The sequence below is a fragment of the Candidatus Nomurabacteria bacterium genome (genome assembly GCA_020632075.1).
GTDB lineage: Bacteria > Patescibacteriota > Minisyncoccia > Phycocordibacterales > UBA918 > OLB19.
Map to the genome: position 1 here is coordinate 123,511 of JACKGH010000002.1, position 17,635 is coordinate 141,145.

Annotated in this window: 16 protein-coding genes and 1 tRNA gene; 6 read left to right on the forward strand and 11 right to left on the reverse strand. The window is 50.2% G+C overall.

Annotated elements, in window-relative coordinates; translation table 11 throughout:
- Positions 1 to 17: 17 nt before the first annotated feature.
- The 3 genes from H6786_05685 to H6786_05695 form a co-directional block, all read right to left on the reverse strand.
- Entirely contained in the window at positions 18 to 824 is an 807-nt protein-coding gene (locus tag H6786_05685; protein MCB9816851.1) for a ZIP family metal transporter, read from the reverse strand.
- A gap of 176 nt (positions 825 to 1,000) precedes the next feature.
- On the reverse strand, positions 1,001 to 2,149 hold the full coding sequence (locus tag H6786_05690) for an NADP-dependent malic enzyme (GenBank protein MCB9816852.1): 1,149 nt from the start codon (positions 2,147 to 2,149) through the stop codon (positions 1,001 to 1,003).
- A 799-nt stretch (positions 2,150 to 2,948) separates the two neighbouring features.
- Positions 2,949 to 3,470, reverse strand: a complete 522-nt coding sequence (locus tag H6786_05695) for a cold shock domain-containing protein (GenBank protein MCB9816853.1) — start codon at positions 3,468 to 3,470, stop codon at positions 2,949 to 2,951.
- 130 nt (positions 3,471 to 3,600) lie between these two features.
- On the opposite strand from H6786_05695, the gene recG reads away from it, so the two are divergent.
- Positions 3,601 to 5,781: an ATP-dependent DNA helicase RecG gene (gene recG / locus H6786_05700; protein ID MCB9816854.1), complete on the forward strand. Its 2,181-nt coding sequence runs from the start codon at positions 3,601 to 3,603 to the stop codon at positions 5,779 to 5,781.
- 3 nt (positions 5,782 to 5,784) lie between these two features.
- Here recG and H6786_05705 read toward each other — a convergent pair whose 3' ends face one another.
- From H6786_05705 to H6786_05735, 7 genes are all read right to left on the reverse strand, one after another.
- Positions 5,785 to 6,105 carry a hypothetical protein gene (locus H6786_05705; protein MCB9816855.1) on the reverse strand — a complete coding sequence of 107 codons (321 nt, stop codon included), beginning with the start codon at positions 6,103 to 6,105 and terminating at the stop codon, positions 5,785 to 5,787.
- A 3-nt stretch (positions 6,106 to 6,108) separates the two neighbouring features.
- Positions 6,109 to 6,375 carry a hypothetical protein gene (locus H6786_05710; GenBank protein ID MCB9816856.1) on the reverse strand — a complete coding sequence of 89 codons (267 nt, stop codon included), beginning with the start codon at positions 6,373 to 6,375 and terminating at the stop codon, positions 6,109 to 6,111.
- 70 nt (positions 6,376 to 6,445) lie between these two features.
- A complete protein-coding gene (locus tag H6786_05715) occupies positions 6,446 to 6,820 on the reverse strand; it encodes a hypothetical protein (GenBank protein MCB9816857.1) in 375 nt (124 codons plus the stop codon).
- A gap of 74 nt (positions 6,821 to 6,894) precedes the next feature.
- The gene (locus H6786_05720; GenBank protein MCB9816858.1) at positions 6,895 to 7,107 is read right to left on the reverse strand and encodes a hypothetical protein; all 213 of its coding nucleotides are present in this window, start codon (positions 7,105 to 7,107) and stop codon (positions 6,895 to 6,897) included.
- 126 nt (positions 7,108 to 7,233) lie between these two features.
- Positions 7,234 to 7,488, reverse strand: coding sequence for a hypothetical protein (locus H6786_05725; GenBank protein MCB9816859.1), 255 nt, complete (start codon positions 7,486 to 7,488; stop codon positions 7,234 to 7,236).
- A 121-nt stretch (positions 7,489 to 7,609) separates the two neighbouring features.
- The gene (locus tag H6786_05730; protein MCB9816860.1) at positions 7,610 to 7,879 is read right to left on the reverse strand and encodes a hypothetical protein; all 270 of its coding nucleotides are present in this window, start codon (positions 7,877 to 7,879) and stop codon (positions 7,610 to 7,612) included.
- A 497-nt stretch (positions 7,880 to 8,376) separates the two neighbouring features.
- Positions 8,377 to 10,362 (reverse strand): S8 family serine peptidase, encoded by a 1,986-nt coding sequence (locus tag H6786_05735; GenBank protein MCB9816861.1) that lies wholly within the window; start codon positions 10,360 to 10,362, stop codon positions 8,377 to 8,379.
- Positions 10,363 to 10,658: 296 nt separating this feature from the next.
- Here H6786_05735 and H6786_05740 point away from each other — a divergent pair.
- From H6786_05740 to H6786_05760, 5 genes are all read left to right on the forward strand, one after another.
- A tRNA-Ile gene (locus H6786_05740) sits at positions 10,659 to 10,732 on the forward strand.
- Between the two features lie 148 nt (positions 10,733 to 10,880).
- On the forward strand, positions 10,881 to 12,386 hold the full coding sequence (locus tag H6786_05745) for an HlyD family efflux transporter periplasmic adaptor subunit (GenBank protein MCB9816862.1): 1,506 nt from the start codon (positions 10,881 to 10,883) through the stop codon (positions 12,384 to 12,386).
- A gap of 7 nt (positions 12,387 to 12,393) precedes the next feature.
- A complete protein-coding gene (locus tag H6786_05750; GenBank protein ID MCB9816863.1) occupies positions 12,394 to 13,641 on the forward strand; it encodes an FtsX-like permease family protein in 1,248 nt (415 codons plus the stop codon).
- A gap of 9 nt (positions 13,642 to 13,650) precedes the next feature.
- Positions 13,651 to 14,340, forward strand: a complete 690-nt coding sequence (locus H6786_05755) for an ABC transporter ATP-binding protein (GenBank protein MCB9816864.1) — start codon at positions 13,651 to 13,653, stop codon at positions 14,338 to 14,340.
- A gap of 98 nt (positions 14,341 to 14,438) precedes the next feature.
- Positions 14,439 to 14,891 (forward strand): hypothetical protein, encoded by a 453-nt coding sequence (locus H6786_05760; GenBank protein ID MCB9816865.1) that lies wholly within the window; start codon positions 14,439 to 14,441, stop codon positions 14,889 to 14,891.
- Positions 14,892 to 15,008: 117 nt separating this feature from the next.
- Here the strand turns inward: H6786_05760 and H6786_05765 are convergent, their stop codons facing one another.
- A complete protein-coding gene (locus H6786_05765) occupies positions 15,009 to 17,534 on the reverse strand; it encodes a hypothetical protein (GenBank protein ID MCB9816866.1) in 2,526 nt (841 codons plus the stop codon).
- Positions 17,535 to 17,635: the final 101 nt, after the last annotated feature.

A 17,635-nucleotide genomic window follows, 5' to 3' on the forward strand; every position in this document is an offset into this window, starting at 1 on the left:
GGCCATTTTCTTTTCACCTATCCAAGTGCTACATCAAGTGTCATCATGACCGCAAAGCCGATCATCGCTCCGGTAGTAGCCAGATCTGTCATTCCCATACCGCCACGCTGTGCTTCCGGGATCAATTCTTCCACCACCACAAACAGCATTGCACCAGCCGCAAATGCCAGTGCGTACGGCAAGATAGGTGTCGCCACAAGCACCACCGCAGCGCCGATCACAGCCGCGATCGGCTCAACCGCACCCGATAGCTGCCCAAACCACCATGCCTTCTTTCGACTAAATCCTTCACGACGAAGTGGTACTGATACTGCGGCTCCTTCTGGGAAGTTCTGAATACCGATACCAACAGCGAGCGCAATTGCCCCTGCCAGCGTCGCACTTTCAAGCCCAGCATACGCAGCTCCAAACGCCACACCAACTGCGAGTCCTTCCGGAATGTTATGCAGTGTGATAGCAGACACCAAGAGAATACTGCGATGCCAAGACGTCTTCGGCCCTTCAGCATCCTCCTTCGGGAAGCCCATGTGCAGGTGCGGAATGACTTTATCCATCACCCACAGCGTAGCAACACCGAGTAAAAATCCGATCAGAGGCTGCACCCAACCACCATCTGACATTTCGATCGCAGGCGAAAGCAGCGACCAAAAGCTCGCAGCGATCATCACCCCAGCTGCAAAGCCGAGCATCGCGTTCAAGATGCGCTTATTGATTTCCTTAAAGAAGATCACGATAGTGGCACCAAGCGCGGTGACACTCCAAGTAAAAAGTCCGGCAAGCAACGCTTGCTCAACTGGACCAAGTCCAATAAACCATTCAACCATACGTTGTTAGTTACAATTATTATTCATGAGTTCAGAGAGAAATAAGAACTCTTTAGTAAGTGGAGCTGTTTAAAGCTACATTTGTAGTATACGGACAAGATCGATTTTCAGCAAGTAGGTTAGGAACAGGCGCGAAAAAGCCGGACCTCCGTCCGGCTTTTTCGCGCCCACTTCCACTACTTCTTGATCGCGCTCGCCACTGCTTTTACCAAGCCTGGCGTCATGACCGACGGAATAACATTGTCAGCCGTTGGTTTCTTGATGAGTGCTGCGATCTTCTTTGCAGCTGCGATCTTCATCTCGTCAGTGATCTCAGTCACACCGTGATCAAGCGCACCACGGAAAATTCCTGGAAATGCGAGTGAGTTATTTACCTGATTAGGAAAATCAGACCGGCCCGTAGCGATCACGATCGCTCCGGCACGCTTTGCATCCTCCGGCATGATCTCTGGAACCGGATTCGCGAGCGCAAACACGATCGGCGATTTTGACATCCGCTCGATATGAGCCTGTGCGATCGTACCCGGACCAGACACACCAATGATCACATCAACCCCATCAACCACCTGCATCACATCTCCTGAGAGATTATTTGGATTCGTCACCTTCGCCAAGTCCTTCTTGTATCCCTCAAGTCCCGGTCGGCCTTCATAGATCGCGCCCCGTGAATCTACCACCACAACATCTACAACCCCAGCTTTAACCAACATAAGCGCAGTCGCCCGGCCGGCCGCACCAGCCCCCACGATCACCACCCTGAGTTTCTTTAGCTGTTTTCCCACTACTTTCACTGCATTTAAAAGACCGGCCAACACTACCACTGCCGTACCGTGCTGATCATCATGCATCACCGGGATCGAAAGCTCAGCCTTGAGTCGTTCCTCAATTTCAAAACACTTTGGCGCAGCAATATCTTCGAGGTTAATACCACCAAACCCCGGAGCGATCAGTTTCACCGTACGAATGATCTCTTCTGGCTCATCGGTATCGAGCACGATCGGAACTGCATCCACATCAGCCATTTCTTTGAAGATCGCCGCTTTCCCTTCCATTACCGGCAGTGCCGGGATCGCACCCAAGTCGCCTAGACCAAGCACCGCCGAACCATCACTCACAACTGCAACCGTATTGCGCTTCATGGTGTAGTTACGAGCTTCCTGTGGCTTCTTGGCCAAAAACGAAGAAACCGCACCGACTCCTGGCGTATACATCGTACTCCAGTCATCTTTGGTCTTAAGCTTTCCTTTTGTGGCAATACTGATCTTGCCTTTGAGTTTCTTGTGTAAAGCTAGCGCGAGTTTGTTGTAGTCCTTTTTAGCAGCCATGTGATCGTGATGATTTTAAAAATAAGTGCGACAGAGTTTTAGTATACGCCATCAAAATCGGCGGGCAAATTTTCTCCGAAAATTTGCCCGCCCAACAAACAAAAAGCCCTTTCGGGCATAAATTTAGGCGGGAAGCTATCGCTTCCCGCCCCTCCTTGCGGACTATTGAGATAATCTCACCGCGTGCCGCGTTGTGTCAGATACCCGGCCCTTTGCCGGTTGTGATCGCTCCGCCACCCCCGCCGAAGCCAGGATTGGCTTTGTTGCGGCGACAGGCCGCACCGACGCACCGGTCGTCATACTGATCGAGCTCATGCCCGAAAGCGGTCTTCTTCATCGAGTTTCTCCTTGATGGAGGTTACTGTACCAGCCCGCCTCACATTGAGCGCTGGTAGTTTCTTTATAGCACTATAGCCATAAACCGCAAGTGTTACACTTGCACAAGTAAAAAACCGCCGTAGGCGGTTGTTGGGGCCATCCTTGGCCGTAGATATCATTCCGTTGACACGTGCCGGCGTTCAGACGCCGCTTATGGGCCTTGCGCGGGTGTGGACCGTATTGTTGATCCAGGTCGGATCGGCGATGCGTTCCGTGAAGTCGGGGGTGTCACGTTTCATACTGGATCTCCTTTGCTGGGAGGGTGGTGTGCACCAGCTGTCATCCTACTATGAGGAGCTGGTCTTTTCTTTATAGCATTACGGCACACAAAGTGCAAGCTGGTTGTACCTAACGCTGTATAGAAAAAAGGCGGGAGAGACTTGCTCACCGCCTTTTGAAATACCCGAAGGTAGATTGAAGATCAGGCCGCAGCCGAAGCGTTGCGATAGATTCGCGCCTCTGCCTCGGCTTCCGACAAAGTGAGCGGACCCGCCGCTACCATGGCGCCGAGACCGTCGTCCTGACACACTTCGTAGCGCATCGGATGAGTACCCTCGATGATACAGACACAGCGACCGTTCTCGTCGTTCTTTTCGACGATACGTCCAAACTGCTTCTGCTTCAGACGTGCCGCTTCCGCTGCAGCCAGGGCAGCAGCGACCCGCTTAGCCTCTTCGGCAGCAGCCTGCTTAGCTGCTTCCCGGGCACGAAGGACCGGCGACTCTTTGCCGCGGATCTTGTGGACGACCGAAACTTCGAGACCTTTCAGACCCATGACGGTCTCGACCTCGATATGCGGCATACCCTTCACGTCCTTGGCGGTGAAGCCGTATTCCTCGATGGTTCTGATGTGGAGAAAGGCATCACCGCTTTTGAGCGCGACGAAACCCCACCCCTTGTCGTCCTTGAAGAATTTGACCGAACCTTTTTTGATATTGCTCATCATGACCTCCCCGGCCAGTGATTAGATGGAACTAGCTACAAAACGCAGCTTGATACTTGATATTTTTATCATAAAAAATACTTTTTGTCAATGGTCTCGCAGCGCTAGGTAAATTGGTACAATACGGGACATGTTATTCACCGACCCACTCACGTCGCACGTTCGAGTTGATACTGCTCACCAAAAAGCTCTCAAACGACTTGGTATCGAAACCGTCGGCGACATTCTCTATCACCTCCCTGCTCGGTACGAAGACATTAGCGATGTACAGTCGGTTGGTGGCCTGGAGAAAGGCCAAGAAGCAGTCGTGTACGGCCAGCTTTCTGGCCTCAAGACCCGCAAAGCCTGGAAGAGTCGTAAGCCGATTGCTGAAGGCTACGTTGAAGATGGTTCGGCCAAGATGAAGATCATGTGGTTCAACCAGCCATACATCGCCAAGATGTATACCGATGGTATGTATGTGAAGTTGGCAGGCAAAGTGGCTGGAAGCGAAGACAAGCTGTATCTCAGCAATCCAGAAGTTGAGCCGCTCGATTCACTGCCAATCGATCGCCACGACAGCATCTTTGCTGGGACCGAAGGCGCCGACGATACGCTCTACCCCGTCTACCGCGAGACCAAGGGCATCACGAGCCGCTGGCTCTACCACACAGTCCTCAAGCTCTTTGAAAAAGGTGCACTCGATACCCTGAGCGACCCGATCCCGGAAGAGATCCTGAAGAAGTACAAACTTCCGATCCTTAAGACCGCGCTCGTGTGGGTGCACTCGCCCAAAAAAGCCGCCGATGCTGAAGCAGCGCGCAAGCGCTTTGCCTTTGAAGAGGTCTTCTATATACAAGTCCAGAAAGCACAGGAACGGGCGGCGGTGAGCGCCGCGCAAACCTACACGATCAAGACGAGCGACGAACACCTCGCGGCCTTTACCGAACGTTTCCCATTCTCGCTCACCGCCGCCCAAGACGACTCGATACAATCTATCCTCGCTGACTTCGCCGCCGGCACGCACGCTATGTCGCGCCTCCTTGAAGGAGATGTAGGAAGCGGCAAGACTGCCGTAGCGGCTACTACTGCGTATGCCGTCGCTACCTCTCGCCCACCAGAAGGCACGGATAAAAAGATTGAGTACGGGAACCTTCAAGTCGCATACATGGCACCAACTGAAATCCTCGCCAAGCAACACTTCGAATCGTTCATCGAGTATTTTCATCATCTCCCGATCTCGATCGGGCTCATTACCGGCTCCGGCTGTATGAAGTTCCCCTCGAAGACCGACCCGACGAAGCCAACCAAGATCAGCAAGGCGCAGCTCCTGAAGTGGGTCGCCAACGGCGAAGTCCCGATCCTCATCGGCACACATGCACTTATCTATAAGAGCGTGGAATTCAAACATCTCGCCTACGTGATCATCGACGAGCAGCACCGCTTCGGCACCAACCAGCGCAAGAAGCTCGCCAAGAAAGACGCGCGGCTTCCACACCTCCTCTCCATGACTGCCACCCCGATCCCGCGCACACTTGCGCTCACGATCTATGGTGACCTCGACATCACCTTACTTGATCAAATGCCGGCCGGCCGCAAACCAGTACAGACCACCGTCGTCGGCCCCGGCCAGAGCGCGGAGATGTACGACCACGTCCGCAGTGAGCTTGCGGCCGGCCGGCAAGCCTACGTCATCTGCCCGCGCATCGACGAACCAGACCCAACCAAAGAAAACGCGCTCAATATGAAGAGCGTCATCGCCGAAGCCAAGCGCCTGAAGAAAGACGTCTTCCAAGACTACGTCATCGAACCCCTCCACGGCAAAATGACACCAGCTGAAAAGGACGATGTCATGAAGCGCTTCGCCGAGCACAAGATCGACATTCTCTGCGCCACGAGTGTGGTGGAAGTGGGGGTCAATGTCCCGAATGCTACCAACATCATCATCGAAGGCGCGGAGCGCTTTGGCCTGGCGCAGCTCCATCAGCTCCGTGGGCGCGTCGTGCGCGGTACGCATCAGCCGTACTGTTTTGCGGTGACTGAGTCTAAGAGCGACAAAACCCGCGACCGCCTCAAGGCGCTCGCCACGGCCAAGAACGGCTTCGAGCTCGCCGAGCACGACTTACAGTTCCGTGGCTCCGGCGAGCTTTACGGCGGCAAGCAAAGCGGCCTCTCCGACCTCGGCATGGAGGCCATCCGCAACCTCAAGCTCGTCGAGGCCGCCCGCACCGAGGCCAAGCACCTGGTCGACCAACACTCCGACCTAGCCAAGTCTTTCCCGCTCATCGCGGAGAAGGTCACGCGGTTGGGTGAAGTGCTGCATATGGAGTAATGCTTACTCAATTACATCTTCAGTCGTAGTCCCTAATAACCTCAACTCTTTCGCAAGACGTCCATTTTCACTCATTAAGTAGGTATTCAATGTTTTGTTTTCAGCATACTCCATATATATCATTGAATTGAAGCGTAAGGAATCAATCACCATGGCAATAACCATCACCAACATTGTTATGACGGCTACCACCAACACAACTACGACCGCAACAATGACACGATGGAAGTCAGAGAATTTTTTATCCGTTTTATCCTCTAAGTCTTTCATTTGCTGACCGAGAGGATTGCGTGGTGCTCCTTTTGAAACCTGAAGATTGCTCATAGATTAGTCGATGTCTGGAAAGTTAGGGAAGAATTTTTTCAATGGAAAATGATAGATTTGCCCAGTATTGTTACCAACAAGCATAATGGACACGACGGTATTACCACCAAGCACAGTTTTGTTTGTCCATGTCTGTGTAAAGTTGTTGTAAAAAAAACCATCCACCAAACTTACAGGCTCATTAATGTTGGTATTCTGAATTTGACTGAGATGATCAATGATCTGATCTCTAACTTCGGAGAATTCAACTTTTACTTCTTTGCTATTCATAAATAAATTATACTCACACTTCTATGCTTCATCAAAAGACAAATCTCGTACGATGTGTCATGACACTTACTCAAAACATCGACGACTTCTTAGGATCATACAACTCCGGAAAAATCCTTATCCCCTTCGTGTCGCAGTGGTCACAATCATAATCCGACTTCTGGATGTTTTGTTGGCGGAGGCGGATCAGCTTGCCCTCGGCGTCGAAGCAGCGCGAACAAAACGGACCGTCTTCCTCAAGCCAGTATGACTTGTCGCGGTACTCAAGCTGATCCGCCGTGACTTTTGCTTTCTTGAGTTCGGTCACCTCATCTTCCAGCTGCCGAATCGTGCGCTGCATTTCCATCATCTTTTCTTGCGCTTCGAGGATCTCTTTGTATTCCTCGATCTTGTTCGCTTCCTTCAGCACCTTGGCCGCGTCTTTCATGCCATCGTAGATTCCCATATGTGTGCATTATACGCGCTCAGGTAGAAACGAAAAGACGGTGCGCGATCGCGCACCGTCCGTCTATTACTTGCCTAATGAGCACTGAACACCTCGAATCCTTTCCAAGCTGTGCGCATCATCACAAGCGCCATATCGTAGCCCCAGTCGATGAGACCGTACGGATCATCAGCTGGGCGCGCACCGTAATATGGCTCATACGGTTGGTGCATGAGATTCGGAATCTCTTCCACCTTAAGCTCGCGCACATAGGCTGCCGGCCGTTCAGACGTCGTATTAAAAAACATGACACCTCTCCCCATTGGTACAACTCAAACTTCGTTATAGCGCACCCACAAGACAACTTCAACTCAAGATGTGTCTAAGTGTAGTAGAAGCAAAAGGCGGCGCGAAGCGCCGCCGACGTACCTGCATCAGTGCAGATCATAGGTCACGTAATTATGCTCCTCAGCCAATCGCACCATTCGTTCGAAACTCGATTCGTTACCGAGCTGATTGCCATAAGCGTCAAAGAAGCCGTACGCGCCTGGCTTGTAGTGTCGACCTCCCTTGTCAGAAGGCTTGAACAATCGCACATACCCAGCTGAAGGTTCCATGTAGAGTGCAAAGATCTCGTCAACAAATTCTGGTGTTGCGTCAGGGTTTCCTACAGAATAGATGTCAGTCATGATTCTCACCCTCGTTGCTTTGGATCTATTTTTATGAAAACCTTTTTTGGAGAAAAATGCAACTGGAAGGTGCGTGGAAATTTGAAAGGCGGCGCGAAGCGCCGCCTTTACCAGTAGTTGCCTAGTGCAGAAAGTTCATCGTCAGCCACGTGCTTGGGTCTCGATTACGTTTCGCAATGTACTCACGCAGACCTTGCAAGGAATCGTCATAGTACAACATGAAACCATCAAGCGAAAACAATGCGTATATGATACACGCATCCTTAGGATCACAACTATCACTGCAATCAAACACCTGCACAACAAGGAACGACTGCGTTGGCATGAGGAGATCAAATACATGAACTACTGCATCAAAACTAAGCTCATCTCGGATTGACCACGTTTTCATTACTGCATACCCGCCTCATTACTTTCTGTCCCCAGTGAACCATGGAGTGAACTGACTGTACATGTAATGACTGTGCGCAAAAAAATGCTCGGACAATTTGTCCGAGCGTGAATGGGTTGAGGAGGTGATCTTTGCTCCCCAGGGGTGGAAAGACTCCTAGGTGGGGTGGATGAGACCCCGTTTAGACGCCGTTCATCGGTGCCACCGTAGCAGCTCCTTCACTTTTGTCCTTTGTAGATGGGGCCGAAGCCCGATCACCTCCTTTTATTGATAGACCGGAGAAAGATGGATGATGGTCTTCCCATCATGAGCCAACGGTTTCGCGTTTCTCACTGTCTTCTCCCTGAATAACTACGAGCGACATCGCTCAAATCTAGTATTACAAAAAACTGAAGGGTTTGTAAAGACGCACTACACAGATGACCATACACTAGCCCAACAATTGTTTCTGTCACGGCGGTACGGTATAGTGTGTTTCGTCGTGTAATTCATCTACTCTACCGACAACTCGGCCACGGCTCACATTTCACTGGCTTTGTAGTTCCACTATCACCCGACCCACTATCACCAGTACTGCTACTTCCAATATTTACAACACTGTCTACAACCGCCACATTACCTGCCGCATCATACGCAACTGCGGTAATGGTGTGTGTCCCTTGCGATTCCTTTCGAGCATTTACACTCGCAGAACAAGAACTACTATTAGTACAAGCAGCCCGCACAACCCCATCAAAGAGAATATCGAGTTCCGCTACACCCACATTATCACTGGCTGACACAGAAATGTTAAATGCTTTTTTAGTTGAAACACCAGCGCCATCTGCAGGTGAGACTACTCGTACCGTTGGCGCCTCAACATCAGGTACATTCAGTACTGTCACCGTTCGCGATACCGAACTAAGGTTACCACTCGCATCGTACGCAACAGCTTCAAGCGTGATCACACCATTCTCGTACTCATAGGTATCAATCGTGAATTGATACGGCGCATTCCTATCAGTACCAATTTCAGTCCCATTCACTCGCAAGACCACTCGATCAACACCGACATTATCAACCGCATCTACAGCCACTGACACAACTCCTGACACTTCAGCGTTCTCAAGCGGCTGTCCAAAAGTAACTGTTGGTGCGGTAGTATCAGGCGCAGGTCCTTCAATAGCTTTAGCCAGTGCCACCGCTGCACCAGCATTGACACGGCCCCAGCCGTAGTATTTATCCCAACCGCTAGCACCTAGATCTTTGGCAGTATCTTTTAGGATCTGTTCCACTGTATCTGGATCGAGTGATGGGTTTGTCATCCACACTAAAGCAGCAACAGCTGCTGTCACAGGTGACGAGAAGGAGGTACCGCTGACCGAAGCGGTACCACCACCCTTCGCGGTGGTTCGGATACCAGAACCTGGTGCAGAAATATCTACAAAGTTTCCATAACTTGAGAAACTCGCTTTAGAGTCAGCATTGGTCGTAGCAGCAACCACAATGATGTCTGCACTGTCAGCGTATCCATAGTCTGTATTGTCGTTACCCGCCGATACAAATGTGAGACCTCCTTTACTCTTCATGTATGCTCCAGCGTTCCAGATCGTCGCACTTCCAGCTGCACCACCATAACTAATGTTGACTATTTTAGCGCCATGATCAGCTGCATACGTGATCGCTTGCGCCATATCTGAGATATACGCATAACCATCAGCGCTATTTGAGATGCGGATCGGCAAGATCTTGGTACCGTACGCAACACCAGCCACTTGTGTTGCGTTGTTGCCGATCGCTGCGATCGTACCTGCCACCCATGTACCATGGTTGTGAGCATCATCACTATTGGTTGTGTTGTCTACTGTGTTGAACCCCGGGAGAACGATCCCGTTAAGATCTGGCTGAGTCGCCTTAACGCCCGTGTCTGCAACCGCTACTACAATTGGTGTATTTGATGCAATGTCCCATGCAAGCGGCGAACCGATCACACCATGATGCCACTGATTTGGATACTCAGGATCATTTGGAACAAAGTCTGGTTGCACTAATTCATTAACCTCAACAAATTCCACTCGTGGATTATGCGAGAGTGCTTCTCGTACTGATTCAAGTGCCTGCTCTGGTACACGAAGCACTTTGACATTTATCTGTCCGATCTCATCTACCATAGTGACTCCAGAATTCTTAAAGATATTCTGCATTGCGGTCTCTGAGATACCCGACTTAAAACGCAACAAGAGCGTGTTAGACATGTCACCTGAATCAACTGTCATTCGATCATTATTGGCATTCGCTCCATTTGCAGCGGCCAATTGATCCACTGCACTTATGACATCCGAAACTTGATCGGCCACCTGATCGATCCGTGCATTAAGCGCCCCCGCTTGCTGGTCAGGTATTGAGTCACGATCAAAATCGCCGACCACGGCTGCTGCAAGAATGAACAAGCCAACACCGAGTGTCACGATCGCACCAACGGACACACTTTTAAAGAAAGACATACACAATGTTTAAAATAATGATTAAATCGTAAGTAGTTTGATTGTATCAAGCACTACGACGTAAAACACAGTATCTGTACACAGAGCTTTTTCAGAATTGTTTCTGATACTGGTGTGCGGTATAGTGTGATGCGCCACCGCCTTTAGCTCAGGGTAAGTCGAGCGAGAGATGTGTGTCGTATCCGTCCTTAGCTCAGTTGGCTAGAGCGCAGAACTTACAAAATGAACTGAGTGGAGAAAGAGATTCTTCTCTTTCGAGTCACGAAGTGAAATTTTGTATCAATTAAATATTTTGTCCGTGCGTAGCTCAGTTGGTTAGAGCGCGGAGCTTATACCTCCGTGGTCCCAGGTTCGAATCCTGGCGCACGGACAAAATATTGAATTGATATACCTCTGTGGTCCCTGGTTCGAATCCAGGAGGACGGACCATAAAACAGCGGGCGGGCCCTTCGGGCCCGCCCGCTGTTTTACCACCCCCTGCAACACCGCCACTTCTCATAGTGGTATACTACCTACATATGCAAAAACTCCTCCACCACCGCTACACATATGTAGCAGCCGCTCTCCTAGCGATCATCGTCGTCATTACGATGGCACACGGCGCCAGCCAGCGAAACAAGCAAGAATTCATCACAACCTCAGTTGAGCGCGGTACCGTACAGCAACTAGTCTCTGTATCAGGCGTCGCAGAGGCTGAACAAACTGCTGAGCTCGCATTTCCAGTAGGAGGGATCGTCGAAGAAGTCCTGGTAGACACGGGGGATGTCGTTGAAAAAGGCGATATTATCGCCAAGATCGATGCGCGAACACTCTATGCTGACCGCCAAGATGCCGCAGCTGCAGTCGCTACAGCAGTTGCCAACCGCGATGAGCTTTTATCCGGCCTGACTGATTCCGCACGTGACCTCGTCGCAGAAAATCTCGCAACCGCAAAAGAGGCACTCAGCACCACCAAAGAGAATGAGGCTCAAAAGATCGCAAATGCATACCAAGCCCTGCTCTCTTCTGGTCTGACAGTCTACTCAAATGACGACACTGAAGACGCCACTCCACCAACCGTCAGCGGGACATACACTTGCAACCAAGAAGGCAGCTACACCCTCGAAGTATTTTTATCTAAGTCAGAATCAGGATACTCCTACCGACTATCAGGGATCGAGACTGGCACCTACGTGATCTCGACCGAGCAACCAGTACCCCTTGGCACCTGTGGCCTCCGGATCATCTTTGATGCTGACTCCATCTACAACCGATCCGTGTGGCACATTGATATCCCAAACACGAAATCAAGTAGCTACATCACAAACCGCAACGCCTATGCACTCGCACAAACCCAAGCGGAGAGCGCTATCCTGCTCGCTGAGCAAGCAGTCGCAGTCGCAGAAGCTGACGCTACTAATCAGAATGCCCCCGCACGAAGCGAAGCGATCACTCGTGCCAACGCTGCGGTCGCGCAGGCACAAGCCCGCCTAAATCGCATTGATGCGACCATCGCAGATCGCACTCTACGAGCACCGTTTTCTGGCACTATCACTAACATCGATATCCTTCCTGGCGAAACAGTTACCACTGCACCGATCGTAACACTGCTCGCCGACACTGCTTTTGAGGTAACTGCTCGCATCCCAGAGATCGATATCGGCAAGCTGCTCGTGGATCAGCGCGCAAGCATGGTCTTTGACGCTCGTTCAGAAGAAACGCTTGGCGGTACGATTTCTTTTATCTCTCCACAAGCAACCGAGATCGACGGTGTCGCATATTATGAAGCGATCATTCAATTCGACGAGGTTCCAGCTTGGATCCGTAGTGGACTGAATGCTGACATCGATATCATAATCACTGAGCGGACAGATACTCTTCGGGTGCCAAAACGCTTCGTTTCTCAAAGAGATGGGGTATACGAGGTGCTCCGATTACAAAACGACACCACCGCTTCAACTACCATTGAAGTACTACTTGAGGGGAACGACGGTTTTGTAGCAATTACTGGTCTTACTGAGGGCGACATCCTCCTCGCCCCATAACACGCGTATGCGCATCATCCGCATCGGACTTCTTCTTGGCTGGCGACAGATCCAGCGTGCAAGTAAGTGGACCACCCTCCTCATCATTTCAGTGATGATGCTTACCTTTTTAAACCTGATCGCGGTCTCTGGTGTCCTAGTTGGCCTCATCGAAGGAGCCGAGCGTGCTGTACGAGCTGAGTCTCTCGGGGATATCATATTGAGTGAGAAAAGTGGTGAAAATAATATTATCGAAACTGCCAGCGTGTTGCGGGAACTAGCTACCTATCCAGAGATTGAAGCTTATACTGCGCGCTACCAAGGCGCCGGGCAGCTTGAGGCAAACTACAAAGAACGACGCAGCTTGAGCGCTGAACGGGACACCGCAACTGTGAATGTGACCGGGATCGATCCGCTGCAAGAAGAAAAATTTTCATCCCTTAGCAAGAACATCACCCGCGGCGAATACCTCGATCCGTCGGAAGAGGGCTACATCCTCATTGGATACTACTACCTTGACGAATCCGCTGATAAATTCGGCGACTTATTTGATACGCTCGCCATCAAAGAGCCAGGCGAAACAGTCCGCTTAACAGTCGGAAATGTGTCGAAAGAGTTTATCGTCAAAGGTATCGTTGAATCTAAGGTGGATGATGTTTCGCTCAACACATACATTCCTGAACGCGAGTTCCGACGTCTCTTTGATCGCATTGATAATAATGCCGATCGTATTCTCATCCGAGTCGGTCAAACTGGATCAGAAGCCGACCTGAAGACACTACTGCTACAAAATGAGCTCGATAAATATGCCAAGATCCAAACCTTTGACGAAGGTAAGCCAAAATTCATCACTGACATCAAAAGCACAATGAACTTACTCGGAACCTTCATTGGCTCAATTGGCATCGTCGTAGCATCAATCACGATCTTCATCATCATCTTCATCAATGCTCTCTCCAGACGCCAGCAGATCGGTATTCTCAAGGGCATCGGTATCGATCGAAGTGCCATTGAAGTAGCGTATGTCTTCCAGGCAGCAGTGTATGCAATCGTCGGCTCTGGCTTAGGAGCACTTTTGACATACGGTTTCTTACTCGGATACTTTGAACGAAATCCGATCAAGTTCCCCTTTAGTGATGGGGTCTTGGTAGCGCCACCAGAAGAGACCTTCTTGCGTTTTATCGTTCTCTTCGTCGTAACTCTTGCAGCTGGTTTCTTGCCCGCCTGGATGATCGTGAAACAAAACACCCTTAACTCGATCTTAGGTCGTAAGTAGCATTTGTATATGAAACCTCTTATCACAGCCACAAATATCCATCGAAAATTCGGCGAAGGTGATCTGATCACCCACGTCCTTAAAGGTATCGATCTTACCGTCGCAGAGGGTGAATTCTTGGCTATCATGGGTAAATCTGGTGCTGGTAAATCAACGCTCATGTATCAACTCTCAGTACTCGACGAACCATCAGAGGGTGGTGTTGAAATAAATGATGTCTGCGTATCAGAACTGAACGAACGTGAACGAACTGCCTTTCGACTCAATACACTTGGCTACGTGTTTCAGAATTATGCCTTAGTGCCCGACCTGACGGCTGAGGAAAATGTGATGCTACCACTTCTGATGCGCGGGTACGATTGGGAAAAGGCTAAAGAACGATCACACCACTCGCTTGATAATGTGGGACTAGTCGGAAAATACGCCAGTCTTCCAAATGAACTTTCCGGTGGTGAGCAACAGCGCGTCGCGATCGCCCGCGCTCTCTCTGGCAAACCAAAGATCATCTTTGCCGATGAGCCAACCGCTAACCTCGACTCAGTCTCAGGTAAGCAAGTCATAGACCTACTCGTGCGGCTCCATCATGAGAATAATCAGACAATTGTTATGGTCACCCACGAACGTGAATACGCTATGGACTGTGACCGCATCATTCATATGGAAGATGGATTGGTCACGAACGAAGAAAGACTAACATAGCAATGATCCAGACAGTCGGCGCGCCGGCTTTTGCACTCCCCACCCTATTTCTGCTATAGTTAGTTTTTGGATGTACCCCACAACTACGGAGAACTGTCGTGCTTGCTATCGATCCAAATTTCTTAGAGTTTCTTGACCGGCTGCAGAGCGGAGACAAAATTGCCTGGCACTCTAGTCTGCGCTACCTGTACTGCTTTGATGCGTCGTTTGATGGCAATTGGAACAATGTATGTCATTCGCATTTCTACGGCATGTATGAACTACTTCGTCACACCTACGACGAGAAAGTACACATTCTTGGAATCTGCTTTCACGCGGCTGATGCGCAGCTGCAAAAACATCATCAGCTACTTACTGAGTTTGCAGAAACAGGACAGCTCCCGATCACTTCTCTCCTTGACGACGCTGTTGCCTTTCGGCAACAGTCGCAGGAGCTTTCTGTGGCTGAACAAACCAACTTAGTTTTGATGCGCGATCTGTGTGTGCAAAACGATCTATATCTAGACAGTGATCTGATATCACAAATGATTCCTACTGCACGTCTGCAGTAGAACAGCGGCGCGAGCTATCGCTCGCGCCGATTTTACATATCACAAAACCGCCAGGAGCGGTGCATGCCCTGGCGGTTTTGGCGCGAGAAATGTATGTCCCCGCTGCGTCACCCACTGTTAGTCAGAGTGGATGACGATACTTCCGTTACTGATCACAGTCGAAGGAGTAGCAGCTTCGCTCGCACCTAACTGGTTGTCGTACACAAGGCCACCAGTGGCGTCATCCCAGATCTTCATCCGGAACGTGTCGTCACTAGCTCCTTGCCCAAGCAAGTCACCATCGACAGCAGTAAGCATAAATCGATATCCAGCCTGTTTATCGATCTCGCCATACCCCTTGTACTGTGCTCGTGCACCAGCTACGACTAACCAGTCGTAGCTGGTGCTCTTGAATTTAAGATCGCCTGCGTTGAATCGGAATTGAGTGTTTCCGGTTGGAGTTTGCATACCAGCTTCGTACTCAGCAATAAAGCCAAAGTGTGCTTTACCGGTAAGTGTCGGATCTGCTACATACGCGCCAGCAGGAGACTCAAACTGTCCACCACCAGTCACATAGCCACCTGTAGGGTCGTAGACTGCAAGAATAGTACAGCCTGTTTCACTTACGTTACCGACGTTGTCGTGCCCCATGACACACACCTCATACACACCAGGAGCAGCAAAGGTCCCGAGGTCAACTTGTATGCTCTCAGTCTCTTCATCAAAGGCTCCGTCATCTGCTGCTGCGGATACATGTGCACCTGTATTTACCCAGTACTCAACACCTGTGATAGTTGAAACTTCATCAATCGGACTACTGACAGTTGCCAAGAGTGTTGTATTTGAACCAACCGGAATCGCTGCGGCAGTAAAGCCGAGCTCATCAACCGTAATTGGCATATCAGACGGCATTTCGTCAGTATTACCTGGAGCGAGGATCACTACTTCATTTCCTGCGGTGATCACTACATTGTCAGCATTGGTACTTGGCGCTTCAACTGACCCATCAACCGCATCAAAGGTAAGTTGATTACCTGTGCCGACAGTGGACTCAGCCACTCGCCCATCGTCTGCATAGAAGACGACACGCACTTCACCTCCTTCCACATCAAACGTCACACTACCACAGGTGATCGTCACCGAATCGCCAGCATCAAGATAGAAGGTGGAGATGCCACAGGCAAATACTTCTGCTTGAGTTGATCCACCACCAGCGGTTGCGGTTACAATAACACCTTCCCCGCTCACTAGTGAATCTTTGATCGACAGTGTCTGATCACCAACTGTGACAACTGACCCGTACGTAGTACCATCACTGAAGTCACTTGAGACAACAAGTGTCTGCGTATCTACTGAGTCGTAAATACCGTCTCCATCGAGGTCCTGCGAGAGACGAACCATGTATCCATCATCCTCTCCTCCGTTGGTATAGCCTGACCAACTACCGTCTACAGTCCCGGTTAGGTAGAGGTACCCACCATCCATTGTTAGACCATACAGATCTTCCCCACCCGTCGTACCAAATTGATTGGTCGACAAAATACTTCCATCAAAGTCATACTTCCGGACATACACATCGTAGCTACCGAGCGCTGTTTCGCCGGGAAGAGCTCCTTCCACGAAGCCGCCTACGTATACACCAGTTGCGTCAGACACAACCGCATACGCTTCATCTGTACCACTCGTACCATACTGATCGGTCCATACGAGTGATCCATTTGACGCATTGTACTTACGAATGAACGCGTCGTCAGACCCAACGTTTGTCTCACCTGAAAAGGCACCGCTTGTGTCACCCACAACATACACATACGAACCTTGCTCAGTCGCATCAAACAGAAGATCGTACCCAGCAGTACCAAACTGCTGGGTCCATAACGTATTTCCGTTCGTATCATACTTACGAATGAATACATCCGAACCACCCTGACTTGTGAAACCTGAGATTGCACCAAAGGTATTTCCAAGGACGTAGATAGATGAGTTTACATATGTAATACCCGTAGCCCACTCAGATTCACCCGTACCGATCTGACGTGTCCAGATCACAGCACCACCAGTGAGATGAATTTTCTGGATGTACGCATCGAACTGCCCACTCTGTAGATGCCCATCAAGTGAAGCCGGCGTGGCACCCACGACGTACATGTAGTACTCGTCTACAGCCACAGCCCGAGCAATGTCTGTCTCAGTTGTGCCCACCTGCTGATTCAGCACAAGCGTCCCATTGAGTTCGTAAGTGCGGATGAACACATCTTGTCCGCCGTGATTGGTCTTTCCTGGAAAAGTACCATTGGTCATTCCAACCACCACTACATAATTCTGATTAGCTGTCACCGACACTGCATAATCATCTTGCGCGGTACCAAACTGATCGGTCCACACAATATTTCCGGCACTGTCGTACTTTCGAATGTAGGCGTCTAATCCACCGCTGTATGATTCTCCTGGCAGCGCGCTACTGACCGCACCGACCACATACGTATATCCATCGACCGCAACAACATCATGACCGTCATCATGATTTGCGGCACCATACTGCTTGACCCAATCAACTTCTACCTCTGCATTCGCTGCGTGTACCAAACCAAAAAACAGCATGCCGATCAAGACCGACAGCTGTATAAGTTTTACCAGCGAGCTTTTTTGATATGAACTATCCATATTGCTTACTAACCCACTACTAATGTCGACAATATGGCAGAACTCCACTAAAATGAACGTAAACGGGAGATGAAAAAAATCTAAAATCTCTCAACCGTACC

Bases quoted from the DNA above. Each gene is read 5' to 3' on its own strand.
- H6786_05690 (MCB9816852.1), bottom strand. From the start codon at position 2,149: ATGGCTGCTAAAAAGGACTACAACAAACTCGCGCTAGCTTTACACAAG.
- H6786_05715 (MCB9816857.1), bottom strand. From the start codon at position 6,820: ATGGGAATCTACGATGGCATGAAAGACGCGGCCAAGGTGCTGAAGGAA.
- H6786_05685 (MCB9816851.1), bottom strand. From the start codon at position 824: ATGGTTGAATGGTTTATTGGACTTGGTCCAGTTGAGCAAGCGTTGCTT.
- H6786_05695 (MCB9816853.1), bottom strand. From the start codon at position 3,470: ATGAGCAATATCAAAAAAGGTTCGGTCAAATTCTTCAAGGACGACAAG.
- H6786_05710 (MCB9816856.1), bottom strand. From the start codon at position 6,375: ATGAATAGCAAAGAAGTAAAAGTTGAATTCTCCGAAGTTAGAGATCAG.
- H6786_05755 (MCB9816864.1), top strand. From the start codon at position 13,651: ATGAAACCTCTTATCACAGCCACAAATATCCATCGAAAATTCGGCGAA.
- recG (MCB9816854.1), top strand. From the start codon at position 3,601: ATGTTATTCACCGACCCACTCACGTCGCACGTTCGAGTTGATACTGCT.
- H6786_05705 (MCB9816855.1), bottom strand. From the start codon at position 6,105: ATGAGCAATCTTCAGGTTTCAAAAGGAGCACCACGCAATCCTCTCGGT.
- H6786_05730 (MCB9816860.1), bottom strand. From the start codon at position 7,879: ATGAAAACGTGGTCAATCCGAGATGAGCTTAGTTTTGATGCAGTAGTT.
- H6786_05735 (MCB9816861.1), bottom strand. From the start codon at position 10,362: ATGTCTTTCTTTAAAAGTGTGTCCGTTGGTGCGATCGTGACACTCGGT.
- H6786_05725 (MCB9816859.1), bottom strand. From the start codon at position 7,488: ATGACTGACATCTATTCTGTAGGAAACCCTGACGCAACACCAGAATTT.
- H6786_05720 (MCB9816858.1), bottom strand. From the start codon at position 7,107: ATGTTTTTTAATACGACGTCTGAACGGCCGGCAGCCTATGTGCGCGAG.
- H6786_05750 (MCB9816863.1), top strand. From the start codon at position 12,394: ATGCGCATCATCCGCATCGGACTTCTTCTTGGCTGGCGACAGATCCAG.
- H6786_05765 (MCB9816866.1), bottom strand. From the start codon at position 17,534: ATGGATAGTTCATATCAAAAAAGCTCGCTGGTAAAACTTATACAGCTG.
- H6786_05745 (MCB9816862.1), top strand. From the start codon at position 10,881: ATGCAAAAACTCCTCCACCACCGCTACACATATGTAGCAGCCGCTCTC.